At 71.4% G+C, this 17,261-nt stretch carries 19 protein-coding genes; 13 read left to right on the top strand and 6 right to left on the bottom strand.

All coding sequences use genetic code 11. The annotated features are described in order from the left end of the window. Positions 1 to 3: 3 nt before the first annotated feature. The gene (locus tag ACFPFQ_RS19075) at positions 4 to 1,428 is read right to left on the bottom strand and encodes a DHA2 family efflux MFS transporter permease subunit (protein ID WP_379620590.1); all 1,425 of its coding nucleotides are present in this window, start codon (positions 1,426 to 1,428) and stop codon (positions 4 to 6) included. A gap of 93 nt (positions 1,429 to 1,521) precedes the next feature. Here ACFPFQ_RS19075 and ACFPFQ_RS19080 point away from each other — a divergent pair, with 93 nt between their 5' ends. Beyond that, a complete protein-coding gene (locus tag ACFPFQ_RS19080) occupies positions 1,522 to 2,514 on the top strand; it encodes a sigma-70 family RNA polymerase sigma factor (protein WP_379620592.1) in 993 nt (330 codons plus the stop codon). A gap of 73 nt (positions 2,515 to 2,587) precedes the next feature. Here ACFPFQ_RS19080 and ACFPFQ_RS19085 read toward each other — a convergent pair whose 3' ends face one another. Together ACFPFQ_RS19085 and ACFPFQ_RS19090 are read right to left on the bottom strand one after the other, a co-directional pair. Next, positions 2,588 to 3,307: a DsbA family protein gene (locus tag ACFPFQ_RS19085; protein ID WP_379620594.1), complete on the bottom strand. Its 720-nt coding sequence runs from the start codon at positions 3,305 to 3,307 to the stop codon at positions 2,588 to 2,590. Between the two features lie 9 nt (positions 3,308 to 3,316). Beyond that, positions 3,317 to 4,264 (bottom strand): LysR family transcriptional regulator, encoded by a 948-nt coding sequence (locus ACFPFQ_RS19090; RefSeq protein ID WP_379620596.1) that lies wholly within the window; start codon positions 4,262 to 4,264, stop codon positions 3,317 to 3,319. A 78-nt stretch (positions 4,265 to 4,342) separates the two neighbouring features. On the opposite strand from ACFPFQ_RS19090, the gene ACFPFQ_RS19095 reads away from it, so the two are divergent. From ACFPFQ_RS19095 to ACFPFQ_RS19110, 4 genes are all read left to right on the top strand, one after another. Beyond that, positions 4,343 to 5,059, top strand: a complete 717-nt coding sequence (locus tag ACFPFQ_RS19095; protein WP_379620598.1) for a succinate dehydrogenase cytochrome b subunit — start codon at positions 4,343 to 4,345, stop codon at positions 5,057 to 5,059. Between the two features lie 3 nt (positions 5,060 to 5,062). Next, positions 5,063 to 7,003, top strand: coding sequence for a fumarate reductase/succinate dehydrogenase flavoprotein subunit (locus ACFPFQ_RS19100; RefSeq protein ID WP_379620600.1), 1,941 nt, complete (start codon positions 5,063 to 5,065; stop codon positions 7,001 to 7,003). An 11-nt stretch (positions 7,004 to 7,014) separates the two neighbouring features. Next, entirely contained in the window at positions 7,015 to 7,767 is a 753-nt protein-coding gene (locus ACFPFQ_RS19105; RefSeq protein WP_379620602.1) for a succinate dehydrogenase/fumarate reductase iron-sulfur subunit, read from the top strand. A 161-nt stretch (positions 7,768 to 7,928) separates the two neighbouring features. Beyond that, positions 7,929 to 8,129, top strand: coding sequence for a hypothetical protein (locus tag ACFPFQ_RS19110; RefSeq protein WP_379620604.1), 201 nt, complete (start codon positions 7,929 to 7,931; stop codon positions 8,127 to 8,129). Between the two features lie 11 nt (positions 8,130 to 8,140). Here ACFPFQ_RS19110 and ACFPFQ_RS19115 read toward each other — a convergent pair whose 3' ends face one another. Together ACFPFQ_RS19115 and ACFPFQ_RS19120 are read right to left on the bottom strand one after the other, a co-directional pair. Next, the gene (locus tag ACFPFQ_RS19115; RefSeq protein ID WP_379620606.1) at positions 8,141 to 8,818 is read right to left on the bottom strand and encodes a response regulator; all 678 of its coding nucleotides are present in this window, start codon (positions 8,816 to 8,818) and stop codon (positions 8,141 to 8,143) included. Next, positions 8,815 to 10,017: a sensor histidine kinase gene (locus ACFPFQ_RS19120; RefSeq protein WP_379620608.1), complete on the bottom strand. Its 1,203-nt coding sequence runs from the start codon at positions 10,015 to 10,017 to the stop codon at positions 8,815 to 8,817. Before ACFPFQ_RS19120 ends, ACFPFQ_RS19115 begins: the two co-directional genes overlap by 4 nt. 145 nt (positions 10,018 to 10,162) lie before the next feature. Between ACFPFQ_RS19120 and ACFPFQ_RS19125 the strand changes: the two genes are divergently transcribed. The 4 genes from ACFPFQ_RS19125 (at position 10,163) to ACFPFQ_RS19140 (ending at position 14,294) form a co-directional block, all read left to right on the top strand. Next, positions 10,163 to 10,600 carry a hypothetical protein gene (locus tag ACFPFQ_RS19125; RefSeq protein ID WP_379620610.1) on the top strand — a complete coding sequence of 146 codons (438 nt, stop codon included), beginning with the start codon at positions 10,163 to 10,165 and terminating at the stop codon, positions 10,598 to 10,600. A gap of 195 nt (positions 10,601 to 10,795) precedes the next feature. Beyond that, the gene (locus ACFPFQ_RS19130; protein ID WP_379620612.1) at positions 10,796 to 11,596 is read left to right on the top strand and encodes a hypothetical protein; all 801 of its coding nucleotides are present in this window, start codon (positions 10,796 to 10,798) and stop codon (positions 11,594 to 11,596) included. A gap of 5 nt (positions 11,597 to 11,601) precedes the next feature. After that, positions 11,602 to 13,542, top strand: a complete 1,941-nt coding sequence (locus ACFPFQ_RS19135; protein WP_379620614.1) for a fumarate reductase/succinate dehydrogenase flavoprotein subunit — start codon at positions 11,602 to 11,604, stop codon at positions 13,540 to 13,542. Next, a complete protein-coding gene (locus ACFPFQ_RS19140; RefSeq protein ID WP_379620616.1) occupies positions 13,539 to 14,294 on the top strand; it encodes a succinate dehydrogenase/fumarate reductase iron-sulfur subunit in 756 nt (251 codons plus the stop codon). The genes ACFPFQ_RS19135 and ACFPFQ_RS19140 overlap by 4 nt, the downstream gene beginning before the upstream one ends. Before the next feature lie 272 nt (positions 14,295 to 14,566). Here the strand turns inward: ACFPFQ_RS19140 and ACFPFQ_RS19145 are convergent, their stop codons facing one another. Further along, positions 14,567 to 14,902: a hypothetical protein gene (locus tag ACFPFQ_RS19145; RefSeq protein ID WP_379620618.1), complete on the bottom strand. Its 336-nt coding sequence runs from the start codon at positions 14,900 to 14,902 to the stop codon at positions 14,567 to 14,569. 150 nt (positions 14,903 to 15,052) lie between these two features. Between ACFPFQ_RS19145 and ACFPFQ_RS19150 the strand changes: the two genes are divergently transcribed. Genes ACFPFQ_RS19150 through ACFPFQ_RS19165 form a run of 4 tightly spaced genes read left to right on the top strand, consistent with a single transcriptional unit; the run spans position 15,053 to position 17,253 of the window. Then, entirely contained in the window at positions 15,053 to 15,841 is a 789-nt protein-coding gene (locus ACFPFQ_RS19150) for a hypothetical protein (RefSeq protein ID WP_379620620.1), read from the top strand. Positions 15,842 to 15,843: 2 nt separating this feature from the next. Beyond that, positions 15,844 to 16,365, top strand: coding sequence for a hypothetical protein (locus ACFPFQ_RS19155; protein ID WP_379620622.1), 522 nt, complete (start codon positions 15,844 to 15,846; stop codon positions 16,363 to 16,365). Further along, on the top strand, positions 16,362 to 17,060 hold the full coding sequence (locus ACFPFQ_RS19160) for a hypothetical protein (protein ID WP_379620624.1): 699 nt from the start codon (positions 16,362 to 16,364) through the stop codon (positions 17,058 to 17,060). The genes ACFPFQ_RS19155 and ACFPFQ_RS19160 overlap by 4 nt, the downstream gene beginning before the upstream one ends. A 7-nt stretch (positions 17,061 to 17,067) precedes the next feature. Further along, positions 17,068 to 17,253, top strand: a complete 186-nt coding sequence (locus ACFPFQ_RS19165; RefSeq protein WP_379620626.1) for a hypothetical protein — start codon at positions 17,068 to 17,070, stop codon at positions 17,251 to 17,253. Positions 17,254 to 17,261 lie beyond the last annotated feature (8 nt).

Here is a 17,261-nt window from a genome sequence, read left to right on the forward strand (position 1 = left end):
TGCTCACTCCGCTGCCCCGACCGCCACCTGCCGGCGGTCGGAGGTAGAACGGCGGGGGAGCCCCAGCGCGGTGCCGATCCCCACCAGCACCAGCACCGCGGTCACGCCCATCGCCGGGGCGAACCCGGCGGTGAACGCCTGTGGCGAGGTGTAGTTGCCGGTGGCCGCGAACACGGCCGCCACGGCCGCCACCCCGAAGGCCCCACCGAGCTGGCGCAGGGTGCTGAACGTGCCGGACGCCGCGGCGATGTCGGGCGGCTCCACGGAGCTGACGGCCGACCGGGTCAGTGCCGGCACGGCCAGCGCCATGCCGGTCCCGATGAGCACGAGCGGTGCCACCAGCGCGCCGTAGCCGAGCGACGGCGCGGCGATCAGTGCCACCCAGCCCAACCCGATCGCCATCAGCGCCGTCCCGCAGGCCGCGAGCGTCCTGGCCCCGATGCGGTTGATCATCGCTCCGGCGATCGGGGTGAGCAGGAACGGCGCGACGCCCCACGGCAGCAGCTGCAGCCCCGAGTCGAGCGGGCCCTGTCCGAGTGCGGTCTGCAGGAACTGCGCCATCAGGAAGATCGCGCCGGTGATGGCGGCATTGACCAGGAAGATGCCCGCGTTCCCGGCGGCGAACGCGGGGGACCGGAACAGCCGCATCGGCAGCATCGGGGCCGGGGCCCGCCGCTCCCAGGCGACGAACGCCACGCCCAGCGCCGCGCCGATGACCCAGGACGCCAGCGCCTCCGGGCTCCTCCAGCCTGCGGAGTTGCCCCGCATCAGTGCCCAGACCAGCCCGAACACGGCGCCGGTCACGAGCAGCACCCCGCGGACGTCGAGCGGGGTCCGGGGGCCGACGCTCTCCTCGGTCCGGGTCAGCACCAGCGGGATCGCGGCCGCGACGATCGGCACGTTCAGCCAGAAGATCCACTCCCAGCGCAGGCCCTGCGTGACCAGCCCGCCCACGACCGGGCCCAGCAGCGCGCCGAGCCCCGTGACCCCACCGAAGACGCCCACGGCCCAGCCGCGCTGCTGCGGGGCGAACGCGACGTTCAGCAGGGCGAGCGCGAGCGGCATGATCGCCGCCGCGCCCATGCCCTGGACGGTGCGAGCGGCGATGAGCCAGCCGACGTCCGGCGCGAGCGCGCAGGCGGCCGACGCCAGTGCGAACAGGCCCAGCCCGACCGCGTAGGACTTCCTGCGCCCGAACCGGTCACCCAGACCCGCGGCCGTCATCAGCAGCACCGCGAACGCCACGGTGTAGGCGTTGATCGTCCACTCGAGCTGCTCGATCGACGCGCCGAGGTCGGCGCGGATCGCCGTGAGGGCGGTGGACACGACGAGCAGGTCGAGCACGACGATGAAAGAGCCCACCGACGCCAGCGCGAGCACCCAGCGCTGCGCCGGCGTCACGGGCATCCGGTTGTCTGATGCGGTCATGGTCATTGAGACACCGGCTCCGCCCGGAACCGACCGATGAGTTTCCGCCGCCGGTGGTGTCCCCATCTCCGAGAGCCCGACCCGAGGAGACCCATGGCCGACCAGGAGTTGCTCGCCCGCGCCCAGGCGGGTGACGAGCGTGCGTTCCGCGAGCTCACCGAGCCCTACCGGCACGAGCTGCAGGTGCACTGCTACCGGATCGTCGGGTCGGTGCAGGACGCGGAGGACATCCTCCAGGAGACGTTGCTCGCGGCCTGGCGGGGCCTCGACCGGTTCGAAGGGCGGGCCTCCGTGCGCGCATGGCTCTACCGCATCGCGACCAACCGCAGCCTCAACGCCCTGCGCGACAGCGCGCGGCGGCCCAACCCGGCAGTGGGCGACCGGTCCCGGCCGAGCGACCCGATCTTCCTCGAGCCCTACCCCGACGACCTGCTCGGCGGGCTGCCGGAGCCGGCACCCGGACCGGAGGCCCGCTACGAGTCGAAGGAGTCCCTGTCGCTGGCGTTCGTGGCGGGACTGCAGCAGCTGCCGCCGCGACAGCGCGCCGCACTCGTCCTGCGTGACGTGCTGGGCTTCCGTGCCGCCGAGGCCGCCGGCATGCTCGACAGCACCGAGGCCTCCGTCAACAGCGCGCTGCAGCGGGCACGTTCGACGCTCGAGGCCGCGCTACCGGCCCGGGATCGGGAGCGGGCGCCGGCGCCGCGGTCGGCGCGGGAGCGGGAGGTGGTGGGCCGGTTCGCCGACGCGTTCGAGAGCGGTGACATCGAACGGGTCGTCGCACTGCTCACCGACGACGCGTGGCTCACGATGCCGCCGGAGCCCACCGCCTGCCAGGGGCCGCTGGCGATCGCGGGGTTCTTCCACGACCGCACCTGGTGGGGGCCCGATGCCGTGCGCCTGGTCGCGGTGCGGGCCAACGGGCAGCCCGCGTTCGGCTACTACCTGCGCGACCGGCAGGCGGGGATCGCCCGGGCCAACGGGCTCATCGTCCTGACGCTGGCGGGTGAGCACATCTCGGCGATCACCCGGTTCGGCGACAACGCCCTCCTGCCGGCCTTCGGGCTGCCCCGCACCCTGCCCGGCTGAGCGCAGCCGAGCGCCCACTGGTTGCGGTTCGATCATGAGCCAGTGGGCGCTCGGCCGGCCGCTCGGCGGGGGATCAGCCGCGGTCCTGCTTCTGGCGGCGGCTGCCGCCGTGCCAGTCCTCCTGCTTTCCGACCTCGTCGACACGGACGCCCAGGCCGCTGAGCTGCGGGCGCTCGCGCAGGCTGCGCTTGAGCTCGGCGAAGCCGGGGAAGCGGGCCAGTGCGATCACGTGGTCCCACAGCTGCACGGCCTCCGCCGGGCCGGGCAGCCTGCTGATCACCGGGCCGAAGAACGCGACGCCTGCGGGTGGTTCGAAGTGCAGGATCGGCGTACCCACGTCCTTGCCGGTGAGCGCGAGTGCCTCGTCGGTCTCGGCCTGGATCTCGGCGTCCCACTGCGGCTCGTCGAGCGCGGCCGCGAGCGCGCCGGGCAGGCCCGCCGCGGCCAGCACCGGCTCGACGAACGCGGGGGTGCCGCGCTGGGCCCCGTCGACGGGGGAGCGGTCGAAGATCGCGGTGCCCATCTCCCGGTAGAGCGCGGCCACCGCGTCGCGACCGTGCTCGGCACGGGTGCGGGCGGCCACCCGCAGCAGCCGCAGGCCCGCGGTGTGGCCGGCCTCGTACTCCGGCGGGAAGTGGGCGTCGTAGTCGATGTGGGCGTTGAGCAGGCGCAGCGAGATGAACCGCCAGTCGACGGTGTAGTCGCGCTGCTCCTGCACGGTGCGCACCCACTTGCTCGTCATCCAGGCGAACGGGCAGATGGGGTCGAAGTAGAAGTGGATGTCAGCCGCCATGCCCCGACGCTACGTCGCATCGGGCCGTCGCAGCACCTGGACGTCGCCAGGAAAGCCGCCGGCAGCCGAGAGATCGGCGAGGAAGCCGAGCAGCGTGTCGCGGAAGGCCCGCACGGCGTGTGACGGTGCGAGGTCGGCGCGGCGCGCCAGCCCGACGGTGCGGTACATCGGCGGGGTCAGGACGGTGCGGCGCAAGCGCGGGCGACCGGCGAACACGAGATCGGGCACCACCGCGACGCCGGTGCCGGCCTCCACCAGTCGCAGCACCGAGTCCATCTCGCCGCCCTCCACCGCGAACTTCGGCGTGACACCCGCTTCCGCGTAGGCGCGCAGCGTGACCTCCCGCAGGTCGTAGCCCTGCCGCGGCACCACGAGCGGGCGGCGGGCGAGCTCGCGCACCGTCATCGAGCCCCGCGTCGACGGTGCCCGGCTCGACGACGGCGACGCCACCGACAACCGCTCGCGCAGCAGCGGTGTGCTGTGCAGGGCCGGGTCGATCCCGGCGGCGGGCACGATCACCAGCGCCACGTCGATCTCGCCGCGCACGAGGTCGCGGACCAGCGGCTGCGAGCCGTTCTCCACGAGCTCGAGGCGGATGTCGGGGTGCTGCTCGTGGAAGACCCGCAGCACGTCGGCGAGCACCCCGATGCACAGCGACGGGGTGGCGCCGATCCGCACGCGCCCGCTGCGCAGCCCGACGATCTCGGCGACGGCCCCGCGGGCGCTGCTCATGTCGGCGAGCATCCGCCGCGCGAACGGCAGCACGGCCTCCCCGGCGGGGGTGAGCACCGGCCCGTCGCGCCCGCCACGGTCCACAAGCGACGCGCCCAGCTCGCCCTCCAACGCCTTGAGCTGCCGCGACAGCGTGGGCTGCGCCACTCCCAGCGACTCCGCCGCGCGAGTGAAGCTGCGCACGTCGGCCACAGCCACGAAGTACGCGAGCTGCTGAAGTGTCACCGGAATAGCGTACGTACATCGAGTGGGCCCCGTCGATGCATTGGACGCCACACCGGTGCGGTACGCACGCTGATGGCCATGGTGACTCTCGGAGAGCGCGCAGGTGGGCGTGCCCCGGCACGCAGACGGGTGCGGCTCCCGTCCGTGCAGCTCAAGTTCGTGATGGCGGCCAGCGGCGTGATCATGCTGCTGTTCCTCATCGGCCACATGGTGGGCAACCTCAAGATCTTCCTGGGTGCCGAGGCCATCGACACGTACGCGCACTGGCTGCGGACCGTCGGCGAGCCGGCCGTGCCGGAGCAGACGCTGCTGTGGATCATGCGGGTCGTCCTGACCGCGGCGTTGCTCGGTCACATCGGCTCGGCGATCGTGCTGACGCGCCGGGCGCACAAGGCGCGACCGGTCAAGTACGTGCACCACCGCAAGGTGCAGGGCAGCTACGCCGCCCGCACCATGCGCTGGGGCGGGGTGATCATCGCGCTGTTCCTGGTGTGGCACATCCTCGACCTGACCACCGGCACGGTGAACCCGAACGGCGTGTCCGGTGCCGTCTACGACAACGTCGCGGCCGACTTCGCACCCGACCGCTGGTACGTCACGCTCTTCTACAGCCTTGCCGTGGTGGCCGTCGGCATCCACGTGCGCCACGGCATGTGGAGCGCGCTGCAGAGCATCGGACGCTCCAGCGTCGCCACCCAGCGCACGCTCAAGGGCGTCGCGCTCGGCCTCGCGATCGTGCTGACCGCGGGCTTCCTGTCCGTCCCGTTCGCCGTGCTGACCGGATTGGTGGGCTGAGCCATGACCTTCGCGGATTTCACGATCGGTGAGCCCGTCGTCGACCGGGCCGTACCCGACGGCCCGATCGAGAACCGGTGGGGCACCCGCAAGTTCAGCGTGAAGCTGGTGAACCCGACCAACAAGCGCCACCTCAAGGTGATCGTGGTGGGCACCGGGCTGGCCGGCGGCTCGGCCGCGGCGACGCTCTCGGAGCTGGGGTACCAGGTCAGCTCGTTCTGCTACCAGGACAGCCCGCGCCGCGCCCACAGCATCGCGGCGCAGGGCGGTATCAACGCCGCCAAGAACTACCGCAACGACGGCGACAGCATCCACCGGCTGTTCTACGACACCGTCAAGGGCGGCGACTTCCGCGCCCGCGAGTCCAACGTGCACCGCCTCGCCGAGATCAGCCTGCAGATCATCGACCAGTGCGTGGCGCAGGGCGTGCCGTTCGCCCGCGAGTACGGCGGCCTGCTCGACAACCGCTCGTTCGGGGGCGTGCAGGTCTCCCGCACCTTCTACGCGCAGGGCCAGACCGGCCAACAGCTCCTGCTGGGGGCCTACCAGGCACTCGAGCGGCAGATCGACGCAGGCGGCGTCACCATGTACGCCCGTCACGAGATGCTGGACCTGATCGTCATCGACGGTCGGGCCCGCGGCATCGTCGCCCGCGACCTGGTGACGGGCGAGACCACCACCCACCTCGCCGATGCCGTCGTGCTCGCGAGCGGCGGGTACGGCAACGTCTTCTACCTCTCCACCAATGCCAAGGGTTGCAACGTCACCGCGAGCTGGCGCGCGCACCGCAAGGGCGCCCTGTTCGCCAACCCGTGCTTCACGCAGATCCACCCCACGTGCATCCCGGTGAGCGGTGAGCACCAGTCGAAGCTGACGCTGATGAGCGAGTCGCTGCGCAACGACGGCCGCGTCTGGGTGCCGCTCAAGGCGGGCGACAAGCGCGCGCCGGGCGAGATCCCCGAGGCCGATCGCGACTACTTCCTGGAGCGCCAGTACCCGGCGTTCGGCAACCTCGTGCCGCGCGACATCGCCAGCCGCGCCGCGAAGAACGTCTGCGACGCAGGGCGCGGGGTCGGCCCGACGGGACTGGGCGTCTACCTGGACTTCGCCGAGTCGATCGAGCGGCTGGGCCGCCCCGCCGTGGCCGCGAAGTACGGGAACCTGTTCCAGATGTACCAGCGCATCACCGGCGAGGACCCCTACTCGGTGCCGATGCGGATCTTCCCGGCCGTGCACTACACGATGGGCGGGCTCTGGGTGGACTACGACCTGCAGAGCACGATCCCGGGCCTGTTCGTGGTGGGGGAGGCCAACTTCTCCGACCATGGCGCCAACCGCCTCGGCGCGTCCGCGCTGATGCAGGGACTGGCCGACGGCTACTTCGTGCTGCCCAACACGATCGGCGACTACCTCGCCCGCGGCGTCGACCCGGTGTCGCTGGACGCGCCAGAGGTGAAGGCCGCCGAGGCCGACGTCGCGGGCCGGATCGAGACGCTGCTGTCCATCGACGGCAACCGCACCGTCGACTCGTTCCACCGCGAGCTGGGCCACCTGATGTGGGACAACTGCGGCATGGAGCGCACCGAGGAGGGCCTGCACAAGGCCCTGGAGCGCATCCCCGAGCTGCGTCGCGAGTTCTGGAGCACCGTGAAGGTGCCGGGCGTCGGTGCGCAGCTCAACCAGTCGCTGGAGAAGGCCGGACGCGTCGCCGACTTCCTCGAGCTCGGTGAGCTGATGTGCCTCGACGCGCTGCACCGGCGCGAGTCCTGCGGCGGTCACTTCCGCGCCGAGAGCCAGACCGAGGACCACGAGGCGAAGCGCGACGACGAGAACTTCTCCTACGCGGCGGCCTGGGAGTACACCGGCCAGGGCCGGGCACCGGTGCTGCACAAGGAAGAGCTGACCTTCGACTACGTCCACCCGACTCAGCGCTCTTACAAGTAGGGGAGCCAAAAGTGAGACTCAATCTCCGGATCTGGCGCCAGGCGGGGCCGGACACCAAGGGCAAGATCGTCGGCTATCGCGTCGACGACGCCAGCGAGGACATGTCGTTCCTCGAGCTGCTCGACGTGCTCAACGAGAAGCTGATCCTCGACGGCGACGAGCCGGTGGCGTTCGACCACGACTGCCGCGAGGGCATCTGCGGTGCGTGCAGCATGGTGATCAACGGCGAACCGCACGGCCCGCAGAAGGCCACCACCACCTGCCAGCTGCACCTGCGCCACTTCGCCGACGGCGAGACGATCACGATCGAGCCGTTCCGGGCCGCGGCGTTCCCCGTCGTCAAGGACCTGGTCGTGGACCGCAGCGCGTTCGACCGCATCATCGCCTCCGGCGGCTACATCTCCGCGCCGACGGGATCGGCTCCCGACGCGCACGCCGTGCCGGTGCCCAAGCCGCAGGCCGACCGGGCGTTCACCGCCGCGGCGTGCATCGGTTGCGGCGCCTGTGTCGCGGCCTGTCCGAACGGCTCGGGGTCGCTGTTCCTCGGCGCCAAGATCACCCACCTCGGGGAGATGCCGCAGGGCCAACCCGAGCGCTCCGACCGGGTCGTGCGCATGGTGGCGACGCACGACGAGGAGGGCTTCGGCGGCTGCACCAACACCGGCGAGTGCGCGGTGGCGTGCCCCAAGGAGATCCCACTCGACGTGATCGGCCAGCTCAACCGCGACTACCTGACGGCCGTCACCCACCGCCGCCCCGCGTAGCCCACCCCGTCGAGAACGACGTTGCCATGATCCAGAGGCCCTCTCGATCATGACAACGTCGTTCTCGACGGTGTCCGACTTGGGGGTAGGCGCCGGCGGTCATGATCACGCTAGTGTTCCTGGGCGATGGCTGTTCCGCGTCCGAGATCCGGGGGGATCACATGACCGACACACTGGTATCCGCACGCAGGCTGGCGTCGATCGCCTGCTGCTTCGCCGTGCTGGCGGCACCGGTCGCCGTTGCCGGGCTCGTGACGCCCGCACCGGCGGCGTCGGTGGCGGCGGGTCCGGACGGGCCGGACCCGGTGGGTCAGTGCTGGTGGACGCACGCCTGCGGTGGCGGCCACCCCTGGATCCAGTAACGCGCAGGCGGTCACGCCTTCCGGGGCACCACGATCCCGTGCTCGTAGGCCGTGATGACCGCATGGACGCGGTCGCGCAGCTCGAGCTTCATGAAGATCCGACCGACGTGGGTCTTCACGGTGACCTCGCCGACGAACAGGCTCTCCGCGATCTCGACGTTGGTGCGGCCCTGCGCGACGAGCACCAGCACCTCGCGTTCCCGCGGCGTCAACCGCGCGAGCAGGCCCGCGTCCGGTGCGCGGGGATCGGGGCGGGCCGCGAACTCGGCGAGCAGGTCGCGGGCGACCGCGGGCTGCAACCAGGCGTCCCCGGCGGCGACGGCGCGGGTGGCCGCCAGCAGGTCGGCGGGCGCGGTGTCCTTGAGCAGGAACCCGGACGCCCCGGCGCGCAACGCCTCGTGCACGGTGTGATCGACGTGGTAGGTGGTCAGCACCAGCACCTTCACCGGGGCGTCGGGGTTGCGCGAGAAGCCGTCGGCGGTGATGCGCCGGGTCGCCTCCACGCCGTCCATCACCGGCATCCGCACGTCCATCACGACGATGTCGGGTTGGAGCTGCTGCGCCCCGGTCACGGCTTCCTGGCCGTCAGCGGCCTCGCCGACGATCTCGACGTCGTCGGCGGCGTCGAGCAGCATGGCCAGCCCGCTGCGCACGAGCGGCTGGTCGTCGGCGACGATGACGCGGATCATCCGGCGGGCTGCCGGTCCAGCACGGGCAGGGTCGCCGCCACGCGGAACCCGCCGTCGGCCTGTGGTCCGGCATCGAACCGCGCACCGACCGCAGCAGCCCGCTCGCGCAGGCCGATCAGCCCGTAGCCGGGGCCGGAACCGTTCTGCGGACGCGGCGCGCGGGGTTCACCGCTGGTGATGACCACCTCGAGCGCGTGCTCGGTCCAGCGCAGCTCGACGGTGGTGGGCACGCCCGGACCCGCGTGCTTCGCCACGTTCGTCAGCGACTCCTGGATGATCCGGTAGGCCGACATGTCGGCGCCGGCGTCGAGTGCGCCGGGCGAGCCGGACACCACCACCCTGGCCGGCACCCCGGCGGCGAGGAACCCCTGCACCAGGGCATCGACCTCCCGCAGGCCGGGCGCCGGTGCGAGCTGCTCGTCGGATCGGTCCTCCTCGCCGTCCGCGGGCTCCGCGGTGCGCAGGACGTCGAGCATGCGGCGCAGCTCGATCATGGCCTGCCCGCCGGCACCTTCGATGTCGGCCAGCGCCCGCGCGGCGCGGTCGGTCTTGCCCGCGGCCAGCACGCGGCGGGCACCGGCGGCCTGCAACGTCATGACCCCGACGGAGTGCGACACCACGTCGTGCAGATCCCGGGCGATCCGGGTGCGCTCCTGGGCGACGGCCTCGCGCGCCGTGTGCAGGCGCTGCTGCTCGAGCAGCCCGAGCTGCGCCCGGCGGCTGCGGGCCCACCGGCCGCCCGCCCACGCCCCGGCGACGATCGCGACGAGGAACGTGGTGGACGCGGCCAGCGCGCTCGCCGCGAACTCCGGTGGCGCGCTCGCGACCTCGCCCGCGACCTGGAACCCCACCGGGACGAGCGCCACCGCGAGTGCCGCCGGACCGAATCGGGGCGGTGCGAGGTCGGCGACGGTGTAGAGCGCGACCACCAGCCCGATGACGGGGCCGTAGGACGGGATCGCGATCGACGCGATCGTGCTGTGCAGCCACAGGACGGCGTACACCGCCACCGGCGCCCGCCTGCGCCACAGCAGCGCGACGAAACCGGCGGCGGCGTAGGCCGCGACCCAGGTGGGGAACGCGTCCGGGCCGGCCAGTACCCGAGAGAACCCCAGCAGGTCGACGGCGCAGCCCCCGACGGCGATGCCGGCGTCCTGCGCGTAGCGGCGCCACCGGGGGCGGTCGGGGGGCTCCGTCATGATCACATCATGGCGGCCGGGCCCGGGAGCCGTCGTCCACCCATGGGAGGACGGCGAACGTCCGTCCCCGGCCGGACGCGCTCGGGCAGGCTGCCCGGCGACCCTGGTGGCGCATCGACGACCGATGCGCCGACAAGGGGGAATCATGAGGAAGCAACTGGCGGCCTTCGCGACGGCCGCCACCGTGGGCCTGATGTGCCTGACCGGAACCGGCGTCGCGCAGGCCAGCGAGCCGCCCGGAAGCCCCGGTGGCTACGCCTGTCGCGTGCTGCACTCGGCGAAGAAGATCAGCAGCACCGAGCTCGAGTTCTGGACGCGGGCCGAGGGCGACTGCAACTACGGCTACACGGTGCTGTCGGCGGGGGTGCAGAGCGGGAAGACCCAGGTGGGCCTGCTGCAGAAGTTCTGCAACCCCTCCACCGACGTCAACGCGGCCACCTGCATGCGCAAGGGCATCCGGATGCGCATCGCCAACCCGGCCGGCACCCAGACGTTCGTCGCCATCGGCTACTTCCAGTGGGCCGCCAGCCTGTCGGGGTCCCCGAAGGAGGGTGACTACACCAAGGAGAGCTTCCGTCTCTGACCCGCACCCGGGCGGCCTGGCGTGGGGTCCAGGCCGCCCACCAGCATGATTCGTGTCACAAACGGGAACTTGCCGTGACCACCCGGGGGGCGGTGCGCGGCAGCTGCGTCGTAGGCTCCGGCCAGATCCAGACCCCGGCGCTGCGGGCTTCCTGCGGATGGCGTCGGCACCGCAGAAGACGAGGATTTCCCTGACGTGTCATCCACCACAGATGCGTCCGCCGGGCGGGCGCAGATTGCCGCACGGACGCTCCGCACGGACCGGTGGTGGTTGCCACCGCTGCTCAACTTCGCCGGGCTCGCCGCGTGGGTCATCTACGCGACGATCCGGGCCTTCCTGCAGAAGGACTACTTCGTAGCGGAGTACAACTACCTGACTCCGTTCTACTCGCCGTGCGTCTCGCTCGGCTGCGTACCGGAGGCGGCGCACTTCGGACGGTTCCTGCCCGACGTGTGGTTCCTGCCCTACGCGAGCCTGACGCTGCCGTTCCTGCTGCTGTTCCGGCTCACCTGCTACTACTACCGCAAGGCCTACTACCGGGCCTTCTGGTTGTCGCCGCCGGCCTGCGCCGTTGCCGAGCCGCACAAGAAGTACACGGGTGAGACGCGGTTCCCGCTGCTCGGGCAGAACCTGCACCGCTACTTCTTCTACGCCGCCACGATCATCTCGATCATCAACACCTATGACGCGGTGAAGGCGTTCATCAAGGAGGACGGCAGCTTCGGCCTCGGCCTGGGCAACATCATCCTGGTGGCCAACGTGGTGCTGCTCTGGGCGTACACCGCCTCGTGCCACTCGTGCCGCAGCATCATCGGCGGGCGGCTCAACCACTTCTCGAAGCACCCGGTGCGCTACAAGCTGTGGGGCTACGTCTCCCGGCTCAACAGCAAGCACCAGCAGCTGGCGTGGACCACGCTGGTCTCGCTGGCCGTCACCGACTTCTACATCATGGCCGTCTCGGCCGGATGGTTCTCCGACCTGCGGATCGTGGGGTGACTGACATGACAGGAACGATCGAGACGCACGACTACGACGTGGTCGTCATCGGCGCCGGCGGCGCCGGTCTGCGGGCCGCGATCGAGGCGCGCAGCCAGGGCAAGCGCACCGCGATCATCTCCAAGTCGCTGTTCGGCAAGGCCCACACCGTCATGGCCGAGGGCGGCTGCGCGGCGGCCATGGGCAACGTCAACGCCGACGACAACTGGATGGTGCACTTCGGTGACACCATGCGCGGCGGCAAGTTCCTCAACAACTGGCGCATGGCCGAGCTGCACGCCAAGGAGGCCCCGGACCGCGTCTGGGAGCTGGAGACCTACGGCGCGCTGTTCGACCGCACGCCGGAGGGCAAGATCAGCCAGCGCAACTTCGGTGGCCACACCTACCCGCGTCTCGCGCACGTCGGTGACCGCACCGGCCTGGAACTGATCCGCACCCTGCAGCAGAAGATCGTGTCGCTGCAGCAGGAGGACTTCAAGGCCACCGGTGACTACGAGGCCAACATCCGGGTCTTCCACGAGACCACGATCACCGACCTGTTCAAGACCGACGGCAAGATCGCGGGCGCCTTCGCCTACTACCGCTCCACCGGTGAGTTCGTCCGGTTCAACGCCCCGGCGATCGTGCTGGCGACCGGTGGTGTCGGCAAGAGCTACCAGGTCACCTCGAACTCCTGGGAGTACACCGGCGACGGCCACGCGCTGGCGCTGCGCGCGGGCGCCACGCTGATCAACATGGAGTTCCTGCAGTTCCACCCGACGGGCATGGTCTGGCCGCTCTCGGTGAAGGGGCTGCTGGTCACGGAGTCGGTGCGCGGCGACGGCGGCGTGCTGCGCAACACCGACGGCGAACGGTTCATGTTCAACTACATCGCCGACGTCTTCAAGGACCTGTACGCGACCTCCGAGGAGGAGGCCGACCGCTGGTACACCGACCAGAAGAACAACCGCCGTCCTCCGGAGCTGCTCCCGCGTGACGAGGTCGCGCGCGCGATCAACTCCGAGGTCAAGGCCGGTCGCGGCACGCCGCACGGCGGTGTGTACCTCGACGTCTCCACCCGGCTCAAGCCGGAGGAGATCATCAAGCGGCTGCCGTCGATGCACCACCAGTTCCTGGAGCTCGCCGACGTCGACATCACCAAGGAGCCGATGGAGGTCGGCCCGACCTGTCACTACGTGATGGGCGGCGTCGAGGTCGACCCCGAGTCCGGCATGTCCAACGTCCCCGGCCTGTTCGCGGCAGGCGAGTGCTCGGGCGGCATGCACGGCTCCAACCGGTTGGGCGGCAACTCGCTGTCGGACCTGCTCGTCTTCGGCCGTCGCTGCGGTCTGGGCGCGTCGGTGTACGTCGACGGGCTCGGCGCGGATCGTCCGGCGCCGAGTGCCGAGGACGTCACGGCCGCCGAGCAGCGCGCGTTGCTGCCGTTCTCGACGACCGCGGCGGGCGGGGAGAACCCGTTCGTCGTGCACCTCGAGCTGCAGAAGACGATGCACGAGCTCGTCGGCATCATCCGCAAGGCCGACGAGATGGACATGGCCCTCAAGAAGCTCGAGGACATCGCCACCCGGACCCGCACGGTCAGCGTCACCGGTGACCGCGCGTTCAACCCGAACTGGCACCTGGCGCTGGACCTGCGCAACATGCTCCTGGTCTCGCTGTGCGTGGCCAAGGCGGCGGTGGAACGGCAGGAGAGCCGCGGCGGGCACACCCGCGACGACTTCCCGGTGATGGACTCCGACTGGCGCCACGTGCTGCTGCAGCTCTCGGCGCTGGGCGAGGACAACATCGAGCTGGTGCGCAAGGAGCAGATCCCGATGCGGCCCGAGCTGCTGGATCTCTTCGAGATGGACGAGCTGAAGAAGTACTTCACCGGCGAGGAGCTGGGCGGCCACCGATCGAACCGGGCCGCCGACGCGTCCGGCGCCGGCAAGGGGGAGCAGGCATGACGTACGACGCCCATTTCCGCGTCTGGCGGGGTGACTCCGAGAAGGGGGAGCTGGTCGACTACCCGGCGGAGGTGAACGAGGGCGAGGTCGTCCTCGACATCATCCACCGGCTGCAGCAGACCGAGGCCCCGGATCTCGCGGTGCGCTGGAACTGCAAGGCCGGCAAGTGCGGCTCGTGCAGCATGGAGATCAACGGTCGGCCGCGGCTGGCGTGCATGACCCGGATGAACACGTTCGAAGAGGACGAGGTCGTCACGGTCACGCCGCTGCGCACGTTCCCGGTGATCCGCGACCTCGTCACGGACGTGTCCTTCAACTACACGAAGGCCCGGGAGATCCCCAGCTTCGCGCCGCCGCCCGACGTCGCGCCGGGCGAGTACCGGATGCAGCAGGTCGACGTCGAGCGGAGCCAGGAGTTCCGCAAGTGCATCGAGTGCTACCTGTGTCAGAACACCTGCCACGTCGTGCGTGACCACGAGGAGAACAAGGAGAACTTCGCCGGCCCGCGCTACCTGATGCGGATCGCGGAGCTCGACATGCACCCCCTCGACGTCGCCGACCGGCAGAAGGCGGCGCAGGAGGAGCACGGCCTCGGGTTCTGCAACATCACCAAGTGCTGCACCGAGGTGTGCCCCGAGCACATCAAGATCACCGACAACGCGCTGATCCCGATGAAGGAGCGCGTGGTCGACCGCAAGTACGACCCGCTGGTGTGGCTGGGCAACAAGATCTTCAAGCGCGAAGGGGCCTGAGGCCCCGCTCGTCTCCGTTGCAGGAAGGCCACCTTGCCGCAAGGATCTTGCGGCAAGGTGGCCTTCCTGCAATCCGGGGGCTTGTCGCGCGTCGGGCGAGCGACCCAACGCGCACTGGTTCCGGTTGGATCATGAGCCAGTGCGCGCTCGGCGACGGGCGAACCGCACCGGACGCGCCGGCCGCACTCCAGCGCCTCGTCGAGGGGCGTGGCGTGTGGCTCGTCCGCTGGGGGCTGCGGGCCACGACGGACGTCCGGCAGCTGCCGCCGGGCTCAGAGCCCCATCGACTTGCGGATCTCCGCGAGCTTGTCGGCCGCCTTCTTGGCCCGCTCGGCTTCCTGCTCCTCGATCTTGCGCCCCTGCTCGGTCTCGCCGGCCAGCTCGGTGCTCCCGATCGACGTGGCGAAGCGGCCCTCGATCTTGTCGCGCACGTAGTCGAAGCTCGGCACACCCGCGTCGCTGTAGTCCGGCGTGAAGGCCGGGGGCGGGGAGAACTGCGGGGGTGACTGGTGCACCGGCAACGCCGTGGGTTCCGGGGTGGGATCGGGGACGATCTCGGCGTCGATCGGCTCGGACGAACTCGATGCGGAATCGGGTGAATCAGGCATCGGTGACCTTCCCTCCCTCGACATGACCGTGCGCCACCGACCGTACCCGGTAGTTCACTCGATCAGTCGCACTCTCGCACCTCAAGGCCCGTGACGGTGCCTCGGCGGCCTCGTTGGACAGCCGGGGGCAGCGCGTGACGGGTCCTCACCATGAGCTACGAGAGGACGACGATGACGGCTGCCGCACCGACGGTGGTTCCGGCCGGGCCCGGCGTCGTCTCGCGCATCGCGGCCTCCGGGGTTCCGGTCGAGCTCACGCTCCCGGCAGCGTTGGGGGAGCTGCGCTGGTACGGCAACGCCCGCTTCCTCGGCCCGCGCACGGCCCGCCAGTTCTTCCTCGCGCCGGCGGGGGAGCACCGCCTGATCCCGACGCACGTGCTGCCCGGCGCCCGCGAGAGCCGCGTGCCGATGCGGGGCTTCGACGCCGTCGTCTACGAGGCGCCCGACCGCTCCGACTCCGCGCTGGTCCTCGCCGGGCCCCACCACGAGGCCACCACCTGGTTCGGCGGCCCCGCACCCGACGCCGCCGGGCTCAACGCGCTCCTGACGTCCTTCCGGTTCACCGATGCGGCGCAGGGCGCCACGCTCGTGCCGATGAGTGACCTGCTGGTGCGACAGACCGATGTCTCGATCATCGGACGCAGCCCGCGGTCGGTGCTGGTGGCGCGGCGCGCCGTCGAGGCCCTCCCGACGCTCCCCGACTGGGCGGGCCTGCGGATGGCGGGCGGCGAGATGTGGCGGGCCGGGCGCGTGCTCGACCCGCGGAGCGCGGCGCTGGTCAAGGGCACCCCGCACGAGTGGCGCTACCTCGTCGCGGGCCCGACGGCGGCGATGGACGTGGTCTTCCTCGGCCCGGAGTCCGGACGGCCGCCGCTGGCCCTCGACGATGCCGCCGTCGTCGAGGCGCTCGGCGCGCTCGCCGGCCGCTGGGGGGCCTGAGGATGTCCATCGAGATCGCCGTGGCGCTGCTCGCCCTGCTCGTGGCCCTGTTCGCGTTGGTCGCGCTCGTCGCCGTCTACGCACGGGTGCGGGCGCTGGAGGCCGGGCGCGCGGCCGAGCTGTCGGGCTACGCGTCGGTGGTGGGTCGCCCAGCCCCGCTGCCGGTACAGCCCGAGGCCGGTCAGCGCGGGGCCGTCGTCGCGGTGCTGGACGCGAACTGCGCGCTCTGCCATGGCCTCTGGGACGCGCTGGGCGTCGCTGCCGAGCAGCACCCGGCGCACCGCTTCGCGGCGCTGGTCGACCGGCCCGACGAGTTCCGGCCCGCCGGTCGTGCCGAGCTGGTCGTCGATCCCGCCGCCCGGGCCGAGGTGTTCGAGGGCTACGCGCCGACGCTGCTCGACGTCGGCCCGACCGGAATCGTGCGCGGGCGCACGTTCGTCTACTCCGACACCGATCTGCCGGCACTGATGCGGGAACTGCTGGCGCATCCCACCGAAGCGACAGGGCTGGTGAACGGGGCATGACCCGGCTGGACGACATTCCCACCACGGCCGCGCCGCCGGCAGGCGCCCGGCCGAGCGACGTGGTGGCCCGACTGCGCGCGATCCGCCCCAGCAGGCGGGCCGTGCTGCGCGGCCTGCTGATCGGTGCCGCCGCCGCGGCGCTCGTGCCGCTGGACTGGTACCTGACCCGCCGCGACGCGGCCGCCGCGCCGTCGGAGACCGACAGCAAGTCGGAGTTCATGTCGTGCCAGCCCGCGAGCTACGACGAGAAGGCCAACAACTGGCCTGCCGCCGGCCCTGCGGTCTGCTACGGCGGCTGGCGCCGCGGTTCGTACCCCTGCTCGGACGGCTTCCACCGCGAGGGCGGCTACAGCAACGACAGCGGGGACGAGGAGTACCAGTCCACCCGGCTCGCCACCAACTGCGAGGGCCGCAACGCGTGGCGCTGGAACGGCTGGCGCTGCTCGGACGCCGTCACCGACATCACCTTCCCCGACGGGGAGGTCTACAACGGCATCACGATCGCCGCCTGCGAGATCACGGCCGACGACCGCGGAGCCAACACCGAACGCGTCCCCACCGCACCCGCCCCGACCGCCACCCCCGCCACCCCAGCTCCGACCGCCACCCCAGCTCCGACCGCCACCCCGGCACCCGAGCCCGATCGCCATCCGTCCCCGCCGCGTGGGCTGCTGCCCGCGTTGGGGTCGGGCTGACGCCTCCGTGACGTCCTCGGCGCGCTGGCTGCTGCATCCGCTCACGTTCGCCGCCGGCCTGCTGCTGGTGGGTGCCTTCGCCGCGATCACGGCCATCGGCACCACCCGGGACCTGGCCTCGGCGGGGGCGGTGCTGCTGCTGACGGCGGTGGCGGGTGCCGCTGCCGGGTTCGCCAACTCCGGCAGCACTTGAAGCCACAA

This window comes from Pseudonocardia sp. GCM10023141 (genome assembly GCF_042653605.1).